The 13,164-nt window shown below is 62.2% G+C and carries 11 protein-coding genes; 9 read left to right on the plus strand and 2 right to left on the minus strand.

Translation table 11 applies throughout. The features are described 5' to 3' along the window. Positions 1-36 precede the first annotated feature (36 nt). Positions 37-2,919, plus strand: a complete 2,883-nt coding sequence (uvrB, locus tag N1058_RS08425; protein ID WP_265517054.1) for an excinuclease ABC subunit UvrB — start codon at positions 37-39, stop codon at positions 2,917-2,919. A 226-nt stretch (positions 2,920-3,145) separates the two neighbouring features. Further along, positions 3,146-5,668 (plus strand): DEAD/DEAH box helicase family protein, encoded by a 2,523-nt coding sequence (locus N1058_RS08430; protein ID WP_265517055.1) that lies wholly within the window; start codon positions 3,146-3,148, stop codon positions 5,666-5,668. Between the two features lie 130 nt (positions 5,669-5,798). Here the strand turns inward: N1058_RS08430 and clpS are convergent, their stop codons facing one another. Continuing rightward, the gene (gene clpS, locus N1058_RS08435) at positions 5,799-6,104 is read right to left on the minus strand and encodes an ATP-dependent Clp protease adapter ClpS (protein WP_265517056.1); all 306 of its coding nucleotides are present in this window, start codon (positions 6,102-6,104) and stop codon (positions 5,799-5,801) included. Positions 6,105-6,950: 846 nt separating this feature from the next. Here clpS and N1058_RS08440 point away from each other — a divergent pair. Beyond that, complete coding sequence (locus N1058_RS08440; protein ID WP_265517057.1) at positions 6,951-7,346, plus strand: hypothetical protein; 396 nt, start codon at positions 6,951-6,953, stop codon at positions 7,344-7,346. 176 nt (positions 7,347-7,522) lie between these two features. Then, positions 7,523-7,876: a DUF1428 domain-containing protein gene (locus tag N1058_RS08445; RefSeq protein WP_265517058.1), complete on the plus strand. Its 354-nt coding sequence runs from the start codon at positions 7,523-7,525 to the stop codon at positions 7,874-7,876. A gap of 72 nt (positions 7,877-7,948) precedes the next feature. Here the strand turns inward: N1058_RS08445 and N1058_RS08450 are convergent, their stop codons facing one another. Further along, positions 7,949-8,194: a hypothetical protein gene (locus tag N1058_RS08450; protein WP_265517059.1), complete on the minus strand. Its 246-nt coding sequence runs from the start codon at positions 8,192-8,194 to the stop codon at positions 7,949-7,951. A 226-nt stretch (positions 8,195-8,420) separates the two neighbouring features. On the opposite strand from N1058_RS08450, the gene N1058_RS08455 reads away from it, so the two are divergent. The 5 genes from N1058_RS08455 to N1058_RS08475 all read left to right on the plus strand — a co-directional run bounded on the left by N1058_RS08455 (position 8,421) and on the right by N1058_RS08475 (position 13,147). Continuing rightward, positions 8,421-8,738 carry a BA14K family protein gene (locus tag N1058_RS08455; RefSeq protein WP_265517060.1) on the plus strand — a complete coding sequence of 106 codons (318 nt, stop codon included), beginning with the start codon at positions 8,421-8,423 and terminating at the stop codon, positions 8,736-8,738. A 226-nt stretch (positions 8,739-8,964) separates the two neighbouring features. Next, on the plus strand, positions 8,965-10,185 hold the full coding sequence (locus N1058_RS08460; protein ID WP_265517061.1) for an NAD-dependent epimerase/dehydratase family protein: 1,221 nt from the start codon (positions 8,965-8,967) through the stop codon (positions 10,183-10,185). A 108-nt stretch (positions 10,186-10,293) separates the two neighbouring features. Next, positions 10,294-11,277, plus strand: coding sequence for a TRAP transporter substrate-binding protein (locus N1058_RS08465; protein ID WP_265517062.1), 984 nt, complete (start codon positions 10,294-10,296; stop codon positions 11,275-11,277). A gap of 62 nt (positions 11,278-11,339) precedes the next feature. Beyond that, positions 11,340-11,870 carry a TRAP transporter small permease gene (locus N1058_RS08470; protein WP_265517063.1) on the plus strand — a complete coding sequence of 177 codons (531 nt, stop codon included), beginning with the start codon at positions 11,340-11,342 and terminating at the stop codon, positions 11,868-11,870. A 2-nt stretch (positions 11,871-11,872) separates the two neighbouring features. Next, positions 11,873-13,147, plus strand: coding sequence for a TRAP transporter large permease (locus N1058_RS08475; protein WP_265517064.1), 1,275 nt, complete (start codon positions 11,873-11,875; stop codon positions 13,145-13,147). Positions 13,148-13,164 lie beyond the last annotated feature (17 nt).

The raw sequence follows: 13,164 nt of genomic DNA on the forward strand, positions 1-13,164 counted from the left end.
CTTTCCATCCGGCGCGCGAGGTTCCATATTCCGCCGATGGCCAATTCCTCGCGAAAGAACAATGGCGGCTTCGCCGAAGCCCCCCAGCCCGAGCTGACGGGCGAGCCCCTGTCCGGCCCCGTCACTGATTGGGCCGAGCAGATTTCGCGTGATGCGCAGGAGCCTGCCAAGCCGAAGAAATCGAAGATCCCGCCGCGTTCTGCCGAGGCGTCGAAGACGGCGCGCGGCACCTCGATGGGCGGCGCAGCCTCGGCGCGGGAGCGGACCGCCGCCGGGCTCAATCCGGTAGCCGGCCTCGACGTCTCGCTGGAAGAAGCCGAGGGCCTGGCATCGGGCGGCGTCACTGCCACGGTGGCCGCGCTTTCGCGGCTGATCGAGGGCGGCGATCCCAATGTGGTCAGCACCTGGGTGCCCCATCGCCCGCCGCGTCCGGACAAGTCCGAGGGCGGCATTCCGCTGAGGATGTCGACGGAGTTCAAGCCGGCCGGCGACCAGCCCACGGCCATCGCCGAGCTCGTCGCCGGCGCCAACGAGGAGGAGCGCACGCAGGTCCTTCTCGGCGTCACCGGCTCGGGCAAGACCTTCACCATGGCCAAGGTGATCGAGGAGACCCAGCGCCCGGCCATCATCCTCGCGCCCAACAAGACGCTGGCCGCCCAGCTCTATGGCGAGTTCAAGTCCTTCTTCCCGGACAACGCGGTCGAGTATTTCGTCTCCTATTACGATTATTACCAGCCGGAGGCCTACGTCCCGCGCTCCGACACTTACATCGAAAAAGAATCCTCGATAAACGAGCAGATCGACCGCATGCGCCATTCGGCCACGCGCTCGCTGCTCGAGCGCGACGACGTCATCATCGTCGCCTCGGTCTCCTGCATCTACGGTATCGGCTCGGTCGAGACCTACACGGCGATGACCTTCCAGATGGAGATCGGCGACCGGCTCGACCAGCGCCAGCTCCTGGCCGACCTCGTCGCCCAGCAATACAAGCGCCAGGACGTCAATTTCGTGCGCGGCTCCTTCCGCGTGCGCGGCGACACGATCGAGATCTTCCCGGCCCACCTTGAAGACCGCGCCTGGCGCATCTCGCTGTTCGGCGACGAGATAGAGTCCATCACCGAGTTCGACCCGCTGACGGGCAAGAAGACCGACGACCTCAAATCGGTGAAGATCTACGCCAACTCGCACTACGTCACCCCGCGCCCGACGCTCAACCAGGCGTCCAGGCAGATCAAGGAAGAGCTCAAGCACCGCCTCGCCGAGCTGGAGGCGGCCGGCCGCCTCCTGGAAGCCCAGCGCCTCGAACAGCGCACCCGCTTCGATCTCGAAATGCTGGAGGCCACCGGCTCCTGCGCCGGCATCGAGAACTATTCGCGGTACCTGACCGGCCGCGCCCCAGGCGAGCCGCCGCCAACCCTGTTCGAATATATCCCCGACAACGCGCTCGTCTTCGTCGACGAGAGCCACGTCACCGTCCCGCAGATCGGCGCCATGTATCGCGGCGACTTCCGCCGCAAGGCGACGCTGGCCGAATACGGCTTCCGCCTGCCGTCCTGCATGGACAACCGCCCCCTGCGCTTCGAGGAGTGGGACGCCATGCGCCCCGCCACCGTCTGCGTCTCGGCCACCCCCGGCTCATGGGAGATAGGGCAGTCGGGCGGCGTCTTCGCCGAGCAGGTCATCCGCCCCACCGGCCTCATCGATCCCCCGGTCGAGGTGCGCCCGGCCAAGGCGCAGGTGGACGACGTCCTCGGCGAGATCCGCGCCACGGCCAAGGCCGGCTACCGCACCCTCGTCACCGTGCTCACCAAGCGCATGGCGGAGGACCTGACGGAGTATCTGCACGAGCAGGGCGTGCGCGTGCGCTACATGCACTCGGACATCGACACCCTCGAGCGGATCGAGATCATCCGCGATCTGCGCCTCGGCGCCTTCGACGTGCTGATCGGCATCAACCTTCTGCGCGAGGGCCTCGACATTCCCGAATGCGGCCTCGTCGCCATTCTCGACGCCGACAAGGAAGGCTTCCTGCGCTCCGAGACCTCGCTGGTCCAGACCATCGGCCGCGCCGCGCGCAACATCGACGGCAAGGTCATCCTCTATGCCGACCGCATCACTGGCTCCATGGCCCGCGCCATGGAAGAGACCGACCGCCGCCGCGAAAAGCAGCTCGCCTACAACACCGCCAACGGCATCACGCCGGAGAGCATCAAGAAGAACATCGGCGACATCCTCGGCTCCGTCTACGAGCGCGACCATGTGCGCGCCGACATCGCCGGCCCCAAGGGCGGCGACCTCAACAACCTCGTCGGCAACAACCTTGCCGCCCATCTCGAACATCTCGAAAAGGCCATGCGCGACGCCGCCGCCGATCTCGACTTCGAGGAGGCCGCCCGCCTGCGCGACGAGATCAAGCGCCTCAAGGAAACCGAGCTCGCCATCATGGACGACCCGCTGGCCCGCGACGTCGGCGTGGAGAACACCCAGAAAAGCCGCCGCGAGGCGGCCAAGAAGGGTAAGCCCGGCGGCCGGTCCCCACGCCCGGCAGGAGAGGGCGCCGCCCCCTCCGCTTCGTCATCCTCGGGCCTGACCCGAGGACCCATGCCTGAACAGTCCCGGCCGTCCGCCGGCACCTCCGGCAGTTCCCTCTTCGCCAAGCCCCATCTCGACGCCATGGGCACCTCCGGCGCCCACGCCGTGCCCGCCGGCAAGGACAAATCGCTGTTCCGCAAGAACGACCTCGACGAGATGACCGTCGGCCGCACCGAAAAGCCGCTCGGCGGGACCCCGCCGAAAAAGCCGGACGACGACGCCAAACCCGTCCGCCGCGGCAAGGTCGGTACCGGCTCCTACGAGGACCCCCAGGACGAGCGCCAGCGCGGCCGGCGGTCGAAGAAGACGGGCAGGCCGGGGCGGTAGTGCGCGGCGCCCAATCGCTCCTGCTGCGGGAGAGAGGACCGATGTCAGCCATCCCTTTGCCGAGCGGTCATCCCACGAAGGCGCGCCACCTGATCCACCCGCTCATGCCGATATAGCGCGTGCAACTGCACTCTGAGAACCCTTTCGGGTTGTCATGAGCAGTAGTTGGGATACCCTTACCGCGCTCGATCATTTGGATCGGCTCTTTCGTAGCGGGGGAAGCGTAGTGACGTTTGATTTTGGGGGGCTTGATAAGCCGAAAGCTGGTGCCAAGGCGACCAATCCAAGGGAAATTTTCAGAAACCGCCCATCGGGAAAAGCAAAAATCAAGGAGCTTTGGCAGGGCCAAGCACAGGCGCTGGACGAGTGGTTTAAAGATCCCAAGAAAGATACACTGATATCGATGTATACTGGCGCCGGAAAGACGCTAGTTGGGGTCCTAATTGCGCAGAGTTTTCTTCATCAAGGCTTTCGAAACGTCGTTTATGTGTGCCCGACCATCGATCTGATTCATCAGACAGTCAAGGAAGCCAATGACATAGGCATCACTCCAACCACATACCATCAGAAGGTATTTTCGGACGAAAATTTCGCGAGATCGAAATCGTTCTGCGTGACCAGCTATCAGGCTCTCTTCAACACCCGCAACAAATTCCGGGGTGAGAAGACGCCCGGAGCAGTCATATTCGATGATGCCCACGTCGGTGAGCGTCTAGTTCGAGACGCTTTTACAATCTCCGTGAGAAAGTCTAAGCACTCTCAATTTTACGAACAGTTGGCGAGGGTGATTCGAGACTGCTTTCAGGACATCGGGCAGCGGCATAACTTTGATCAGGTGGTTTCGGATGTCTCTTCTGGCTCGGTGGCATTGTGTCCACCGAATGGGGTTCACAATCGAAGCGCTGAGATAGAGAATATCATCAACGCTTTCGCCGACAGCGATATTGGATTTGCTCTACCGTTTGACTATCTACGAGGTCATATCCAGTATTGTGCAATCACGATCAGTAAGTTTACAATTGAGATAACTCCACCATTCCTTCCAGCACTTCAGGTGGGAGCTCTCGAGGACCGGTCCGTTCCAAAGGTCTTCCTTTCTGCTACAGTTCAGTCAAAGGGAGATATTATCAGAGCCTTCGGTAGATCTCCCCGCGTGATCGAACCCGATGTCGATGCGGGGCTAGGGGAGCGCCTCATGTTGTTTGGGTCCGCCCTGAATGAGTTCAGCAAAGACACCACTGGGGTTAAATCCGTCAGTGAACAGGCCAAAGTTTTGATTGCGGTGCCGAGTGACCGCGTGGCCGATAAATGGAAAGACCTGGCGGAGGCGCCTACGACGGCAAACGATTTTACTGCGAAGCTGAACGCATTCAGGGGCGCTGAAACAGGCGCCTTCCTTCTGATGGGGCGTTACGACGGGATCGACTTACCTGACGACGACTGCAGGGTCATGGTAGTGGATGGTGTGCCGATCGGATCGGCGCAGCTGGAGCGTTACCTTTTCGATCGCATTAAGCTCGATCAAACTTTCTTCCCACGCATTGCCAATCGCCTCACTCAACTTTTCGGCAGAATTAACCGCGGAAAAAACGATTACGGCATTTATTTTATCCAATCGAGCGACGCCGAAAATTGGTTGCGAAATGTAGCTAATCAAGCCTTCTTCCCAAAGGTTCTTCAGGAGCAAATCAGACTTTCAGAAGAATTCTGCGACCAATTAAAGAACGTCACCCCGGAGGTTGTCCGCTCGATTGTGAGGCAGATCATCGAGCGCGACCCTCAATGGCTAGGATATTACCAAGCGCAGATTGGGAAGAACCCCATTGAGGAGAAACGGATAACGGATCGGGAGGCCTACACAAAGCTGGACGATGAGTTGGCGAAGAGAGAAGCTAACTTTATGCTCAAGCTTTGGCAAGGTGACCCTGCTGGCGCCATTAGCCAATTGGCCGACAGGATCGAGGAAGTGCGGATCGCAAATCCTCGATTAGCAGGCTGGTATGCACTTTGGATCGGAACGGCAAACTGTGTCCAGAATGAACCCGAAGCGATGTTTGACTGGTTCGACGAGGCCCGAAACCGCCTTGGCGGGAAACTTCCTCTGCCTCGCCGCCCGGCTGCCGATGTCGGTGTCCTGCAAACGACACAGACAGTCATTGAGGAAGGGTTACGCGCGTTTTGTGTTGGTAGTATTCCCGAACTCATAAGGCGTTTAACGAAATTAATCGATCATTCGCAGCCTGCGTTTGAGGATGCTGATCACAAGAAGGCCGAGGAGGCCGTCCGGATCATAGGTGCAGCCTTGGGCTTTGACTCATCGCGCCCGTGCACCGACGTCAATGATGGACCTGACAATCTTTGGGTCGATCATCACTCGATGACAGCGATTCCCATCGAGCTAAAGACCGAGAAGGGAGCAGGATCGTCGCTCAATTCGGAAGAGGTCGGGCAAATATTTCAGCACTACCAGTGGACGATTGACAATTATCCAGAACACTCAGTTCCTGGGATACTCGTCTACACGGAGACCGCCACGGTTACCGATAGCAGCAACCCGTCTGAGCACATGTTCTTTTCAAATAGGGAGGCAATGAAGGCTATATTCAACGCGTTCACGGTTACGGTTCAGGATTTTGGCAAGCTCACCCCGGTTGAGCGCTACGCACGTGCATCTTTGATTGGCGAAGAGGCCGAATGGTCCGCTACTGGAATTTTCAAAAGACTGGCCACGAAGCCGTTAAGGCCCTGATATTTGGTACTGCTTCCTTGTCTGCCCTTTAGGAAGATGGTTGGGAGGTGGCTGGTTGGTATAGGAGAGCACGTCAGAGCCAGTAGCAGCAGTGGCAGATCCTTCGCTGGGTGCGAAGCCCTCTCCAACGTTACTCCTCCGGCTCCGTCTCAAACCTCAACGGATACCCCTGCGCCCGCCCGGCATCCGTTGCCCGCGCCGCCTTGGTCTCCGCCACGTCCTTCGGAAACACCGCCACCACGCACGCGCCGCGCCGGTGGGCGGTGATCATGACGCGGTAGGCCTGGTCCTCGGAGAGCCGGAACTCCCCCTTCAGCACCGTCACGACGAAGTCGCGCGGCGTGAAATCGTCATTGATCAGAATGACCTTGTGCAGGCGCGGGCGCTCGATCTTCGGCCGGGTCTTCACGAGCCGTTTCGTTTCGGTGTCGCTCATCGGGAAATCCCTTTCCGGGCCGGCGGGCGGCTGATGCGCGGCCCGATTTTGGCATGGCGATCCGCGCGCGTCCATAAGGCCGGGAACGGGCACCGCCCCGCGCGTCCGCACCGTTCCGGCATGAATCCTCGGGTCAAGCCCGAGGATGACGAGGAGGAGAGGGGCTTGCCAATCGCCGGCGCCGGCGTTTTGCCACCATCCCTTCTGCCATTCGTCATCCTCGGGCTTGACCCGAGGACCCATGCCTGAATGCTGGCGGCGGCCATCGGCATTCCCATAAAGCCACCCGCCCCCGTGGACGGAAAACGCCCCCCGTTCCGGCCAAGCTCTTGTCCCGACACGCCTTTTCAATTTTCCTCGCGAAGACTTATCCCCACTCTCCCGGCCGCCCTTATCATCCTCCCCATCGCCCTCGCGGGAACCGGGTCCGGACCGGGGATCAGGGAGGGCGGCGGCAGCCTCCCCTTCCGGGTCGGTACCGGAGGCATGTGAGGGCCTGCAGCAGGCCGGAGTCCTGTGTCCTGAGCTTGTCGAAGGACGCAGGGCGCGGAGAAGCCGCGGGAGGTTCGGTCCAGGCGTCTCAGTGACGAGCCTGGGCGCCCCAAAAGGGCAATGGGAACCTTCCTTGACCGGTCACGCAGGACAGCGGCCGGCGGGGCGCGTTGATCGCGCCACATAAACTACACAGAGAGGCACGGACAACGCGCCCCGCTTCCCACCCCTGTCGAAGGGATCAATGGCCAGACGCGAAAGCGGGCGTGGCGGCGATGAAGCGCGCGCCCGCATGGCCCCTCGGCGGCATCGGCCCGATTTCAACCAAACCAGCTTCAACCAAAGGAGAACGAGATGGACAAGATCGACCCGCGGCTGCGCGAAATGGTGAAAAGGCTCGGGGAGGCGCTCGAGACCGAGCCATCGCCCGTGAAGTCGCCGGACGACCTGTTCGCGCCGCCGCCATGGCCGCGCGCGCAGATGAATGTGATGTTCCGCCTGCTTGCCGGCGACATGGACCTGCCGTCGCGCTGCCCCGACCGGCGTTGCCGGCGCAGCGGCCATTGCCGCGGCGGGCTCGGCGGCGATTGCGAGGCCTGCGTGCCCCTATGGAGCGCGGCCGAACTCGCCCGCCTTGAGGCCGCCTGGCTCGCCCTCGCGCTGGCCTGGAGCTGCGAGACGGAGCGCCATCACGTGCTGGCGGCGATGCTCGGCTATGGAGACCGGCCCGCCGGCGCCTCGTGGCAATGATCAATCCCTTCCCCCTCTGCCCGCCAGGCAAAGGGGGAAGGGCGCGCCGCGAAATGCGACTGTCCTGTCAGTCCCGCCTTGTCATGCCCCATATCGGATTCCTCCATGTCGGATTTCCCCATGTCGGATTCCGGCGTTCTCCTTCGTCCTGGAGGAGCAACCGAAAGGAGTTTCCCATGTCCTATGTCGATGGTTTCATTCTCGCCGTGCCGAAGGAGAAGATCGAAGACTACAAGGCGATGGCCCGCCTTGCGGGGGCCGTGTGGAAGGAACACGGCGCGCTGGCCACCGTCGAGGCGGTCGGCGACGACGTGCCCTATGGCGAGGTCACCTCGTTTCCGCGCGCCGTCCAGGCGAAGGACGACGAGGTCGTCATCTTCTCGTGGATCGTCTACGCATCCCGCGAGGCGCGCGATGCGATCAACAAGAAGGTCATGGCCGATCCCCGCCTGCAGGGCGACGGGTGGAAGGATGTGTTCGACGGCAAGCGGATGATCTTTGGCGGGTTCACCCCGTTCATGGAGCTTTGAGGGGAGTTTCGGATAGTCGCGTTCGACGCTCGGCCCTGGCGGTCGGGCCGATGCGGCAACGCTCTGCTGCCGTCAGGCCGTGCCGTCGAGACCCGCCTGGACAAGGCCGAGCGGCGTGCGCCGGCCGGCCGCCCAGGAGCGCATCATGCGGCTTGCCACGCGCTCGCGGCCGACCATGTCGGTGCGCTCGATGCCAAGCTCGTCGCATACCGCGTCGACGGCTCCGGCGATGGCGGCAATGTCGCGCGCATTGTAGACGCCGTTCTCCATGCGCATGACATTGTTGCTCTTGTTCTTCCCTGTTCCGGACTCGATCATGTCCGGCCTCCTTCCTGGGACAACAGCCTTCATTACCCGAATGGCCTTCCCTCCAGCTCGCGACCTTGCTATTTTGCCATCGGATTGTGGCCGCCGAATGAAGCTTCGATTCGCAGCGAACCGCCGTCAAGAAGAATCTTGAGAAAAAATTTCTGGCGCCGTGAACCTTTCTCCCCGCCGGGCCGACAGACGGGCATCGAATGCCTGAAACCGAAGGAGAAAAGCCATGAACTTCCAGCGCAAGATCGCCGTCGGCCTGCTGGCCGCAGCCATTGCCGCCGCCACGCTCGGCGGGGCGGTGCAGGAAAGCCGGGCGGGCGGCCTGTCGCCGGCGGAAGCCGCCGCCATCGCCGGTGTCGGCGGGCTCATCGTCGGCGGCCTGATCGTCGGCTCGGCCCAGCGCCATCACGGCCACCACCATGTCGGCGGCGGCTATGGCTGGGACGCCCATGTCGCCCGCTGCGCCGCCCGCTACCGGTCCTACGATCCCTACAGCGACACCTATCTGGGCTACGACGGATACCGCCATTACTGCCGCCTGTAACAAAAGGAGGTCCCGAACGCGCTGGCTGCGTCCTCGACCCGTCCTTTCCTCCCAACGCAGCCATCGCCTGCCGGCGCCCCTCGCGGGCGCCGGCTTCTGTGCCGCCATTGACGCCGGCAGGCTTCATCGATACCGCCGCTTCTCAACAGGATCGGTCCGGCATAGAATTGCTGTCACAAATGCCGGATAAGCAATTGGCTGACTATGCTTGAGAGGATTCGCTAGGATGAAGATTGCTGTACTGGGCGGTGACGGTTTCGTCGGCTGGCCGACTTCGCTGCATCTTTCGGCCGAAGGGCACGAGGTGCACATCGTCGATAATCTGTCGCGGCGGTGGATCGATACGGAGCTCGGCGTGCAATCGCTGACGCCGATGGATTCCATCCAGGAGCGCACCCGCATCTGGCACAAGGAAACCGGGCGGCGCATCCGTTTCCACCTCATCGACCTTGCCCGCGACTACGACGTCCTCAAGGCATGGCTCGCCGAGCACCGGCCGGACGCCATCGTCCATTTCGCCGAACAGCGCGCCGCGCCCTATTCGATGAAGAGCGACCGGCACAAGAACTACACCGTCAACAACAACGTCAACGCCACGCACAACCTGCTCAATGCGATGGTGGAGATCGGCCTCGACGCGCATCTGGTGCATCTGGGTACCATGGGCGTCTACGGCTATTCCTCGGTGGGCGCGGCCATTCCCGAGGGTTATCTGCCGGTGGGCGTGGAGACGCTGTCGGGCGAGACGGCGACCCAGGAGATCCTCTACCCGGCCAATCCGGGCTCCATCTACCACATGACCAAATGCCTGGATCAGCTCCTGTTCCAGTTCTATGCCAAGAATGACGGCCTGCGCATCACCGATCTGCATCAGGGCATTGTCTGGGGCACCCATACGCGGGAGACGCGGCTGCACGACCAGCTCATCAACCGTTTCGACTATGACGGCGACTATGGCACGGTGCTCAACCGCTTTCTCATCCAGGCGGCCATCGGCTACCCGCTCACCGTGCACGGGACCGGCGGGCAGACGCGCGCGTTCATCCATATCCAGGATTCGGTGCGCTGCATCGAGCTGGCGCTGAAGACCGCGCCGCAGCGGGGCGACAAGGTCAAGATATTCAACCAGATGACCGAGACGCACCGGGTGCGCGACCTGGCCGAGCTGGTGGCGGGCATGACCGGCGGCCGGGTCGCCTATCTTCCCAATCCGCGCAAGGAAGCGGCGGAAAACGACCTCGTGGTCAGGAACGAGCAGTTCCTGGAACTCGGCCTCAACCCGACGACGTTGGCCGAGGGCCTGCTTGCCGAGGTGGTGGACGTTGCAAGGAAATATTCCTACCGCGTCGACCGCAGCCGCATTCCTTCCGTCTCCGCCTGGACCAAGGACATTGCCTCCACCCTGGAACGCGATCCGGAAGGCAAGCGGCTGAAGAGCGTTTCCTGACAGAGCGGAAAATGCCGTTCGGGAGGTTGACAGTTTCATCCTGACGGACTCAAACAGGAGCGCCGTCGGCCATCCGCTGACGGCGCGTTCCATTTCCGGGAGGATTTCATGTCATTCATGTCCAAGGCGCTGGCATTCGCCGGCGCAGCCGCCACCTCGACACTGGTCGCCGCCGCCGTGCAGGCAGCGGAACTCAAGGTCGGGTATTCGCTTTCCGAAACCTCCCATTACGGGGTTGCCGCCACGGTTTTCGGCGAGGAGCTGGAAAAGCGTACGGGCGGCAAATACACGATCGAGCAATATCCGGCGAATGCGCTGGGCGGCGAGCGTGAGATGGTCGAAGGCGCGCAGATCGGCACGGTTGACGTGGTCATCACCTCCACCGGCCCGGTCGGCAATTTCGTGCCGGAAACGCTGATCACCGATATTCCGTTCCTGTTCAAGAACTACGAGCATGCACATGCCGTGCTCGATGGACCGATCGGCCAGGAAATCCTCGACAAGTTTCCCGAGCAGGGGCTGATCGCCCTGGCCTGGGGCGAGAACGGCTTCCGAAACCTCACCAATTCCAAGCGCGCCGTCAAAACGCCGGCCGACGCCGAAGGGCTGAAGATCCGCACCATGGAGAACCCGGTGCATATGGAAGCCTTCAGCGAGTTCGGCATCCTGCCCACGCCGATGGCGTTCCCCGAGCTTTTCACTGCGCTCCAGCAGGGGACCGTCGACGGCCAGGAAAACCCCATCGGCGTCATCCTGTCCGCGAAGTTCTCCGAAGTGCAGAAGCATATCTCGCTGACCAACCACGTTTATTCGCCGGCGCTCATCATCCTTTCGCCCGTCGTGTGGGACGGTCTCAGCGATGACGAGAAGACGGCTTTCACGGAATCGGCCAAGATTGCCGCCGCCGCCATGCGCAAGAAGGTGCGCGAGGACGCCGACAACGGCGTGGCAGTGCTCAAGGAGCAGGGCATGGAAGTGGTCGAGGAAGTCGACCGCGCCGCATTTGAAAAGGCGCTCGAGCCGCTGATGGCCAAGTATTCGGAGCGGTTCGGCAAGGACCGCCTCGACGCCATCATCAACCACGACTACTGATCCCCTCGGGATCCTAATCCGGCACCGGGCCCGCTGGGCTCGGCGCCGCCTGGAGGGTGCCGATGGTTGGCGTATTGCGTTTCATGGACCGGCTGATCGTGAAGGCGTCGCTCGGGCTCGCCATGGCGCTTCTGGCGCTGATGTCCTGTGTCACATTCTATCAGGTCATCACCCGCTTCGTCCTGGAGCGGCCATCGCAGTGGTCCGAGGTGACGGCGCGTTCGTTGATGATCTGGATGGTCTATCTGGGCCTGGTCGCGGTGCTGCGACGAGGCGCGCTCATCTCCATCGATCTGGTGCTCGACATGGCGCCGGCCCTGCTGCGCAAGGCGCTGTCGCTGGCCATTGCGGCCATCACGCTTGCGGTTCTTTATGTGATGATCCGTTATGGCTGGCTGATGACCATGCGCACCAGCTCACAGAGCCTGGCGGGGCTGACGGATCCCTTCACGGGAGCCCGGATTTCCATTGCGCTGGTTTATGCCGCCGTTCCCGTGGGCGCGGCGCTTTCCGTCGTTGCCGTGATCGCGCGGCTGGCTGAGGAGCTTGTCGGCAGCGCGCCCGAGGAAAGCAACATCGAGGTGGAAGTCTAGCCATGTCGACATTCATGATGTTCGCCATGGTGGCCTTGTTTGCGCTGGGGGTGCCAATCGCCATCGCCATTGCCGCTGCCTCCATGGGCGGTATCGCCTTTTTCACCCCGCTGCCGCTGCTGGTGGCTGCGCAGAAGCTGATGACCTCCATCGACTCCTTTCCGCTGATGGCCGTGCCCTTCTTCATCCTGGCGGGTAATCTGATGGAACAGGCAGGCATCTCGGCACGGCTCGTCGAGTTCGCCAAGACGCTCGTGGGGGGCGTGCAGGGCGGGCTCGCCTGCTCCTGCGTGCTCACCTGCATGATCTTCGCGTCGGTCTCCGGCTCGTCGGTGGCAACGACCTTCGCCATCGGCGCCATTCTCATCCCGGCGATGACCCGCCATGGCTATCCCACGAGCTTCGCCGCCGCGTTGCAGGCGACTTCCGCCGAACTGGGCGTGATCATACCGCCGTCGATCCCGCTGATCCTATACGGCGTCAGCGCCGAGGTTTCGATCGGTTCACTCTTCGTGGCCGGCATCGGTCCGGGCGTGCTGATTGCAGGCGCGCTGATGCTGTTCGTGTATCTTTACTGCCGGGCGAAGGGCTGGGGCGCGAACGACCATGTGGACCGCCTGAGTTTTTTGACGGCGCTGCGTCAGGCTTTTCTGGCGCTTCTCATGCCGGTGATCATCGTCGGCGGGATCTATCGCGGCATCTTCACCCCTACGGAGGCGTCAGTGGTCGCGGTGTTCTACGCGCTGCTGCTCGGCGTCTTCATCTACCGCACGATCGGCTGGAACGACCTGCTTCAGGTGCTGCACCGATCGGTCATCTCGTCGACCATCATCATGTTCATTATCGCAGCCGCCGGCCTGTTCTCGTTTCTGGTGACCCGGGCAGGTGTACCGGCCGCGGTCGGCGAGTGGATCGCCGGCCACGTGGAAAGCAAGGTCGCCTTCCTGATCGCGGTCAATTTGTTCCTGTTCGCGGTGGGCATGTTCATCGAGACGTCGGCGGCGATCATCGTGTTGGCGCCCATATTGGCCCCGGTAGCCGCTCTGTTCGGGGTCGATCTTATTCATTTCGGGCTTATCATGGTGGTCAATCTGGCGCTCGGCATGATCACGCCGCCGCTGGGCGTCAATCTGTTCGCGGCCTGCCAGGTGGCCAATCTGCCGCTGCAAAAGGTGGTGCCCAAGCTCGTTCCTTTCGTTGCGGTATGTCTTGCCTGTCTGATGGTCATCACATATTTGCCGCAGATTTCCGTGGGTCTGCTTCCGTATCTGAATTAGGCCCCATCTGAATTAGG

This window comes from Nitratireductor luteus, from assembly GCF_026162365.1.
Taxonomy (GTDB): Bacteria; Pseudomonadota; Alphaproteobacteria; order Rhizobiales; family Rhizobiaceae; genus Chelativorans; species Chelativorans luteus.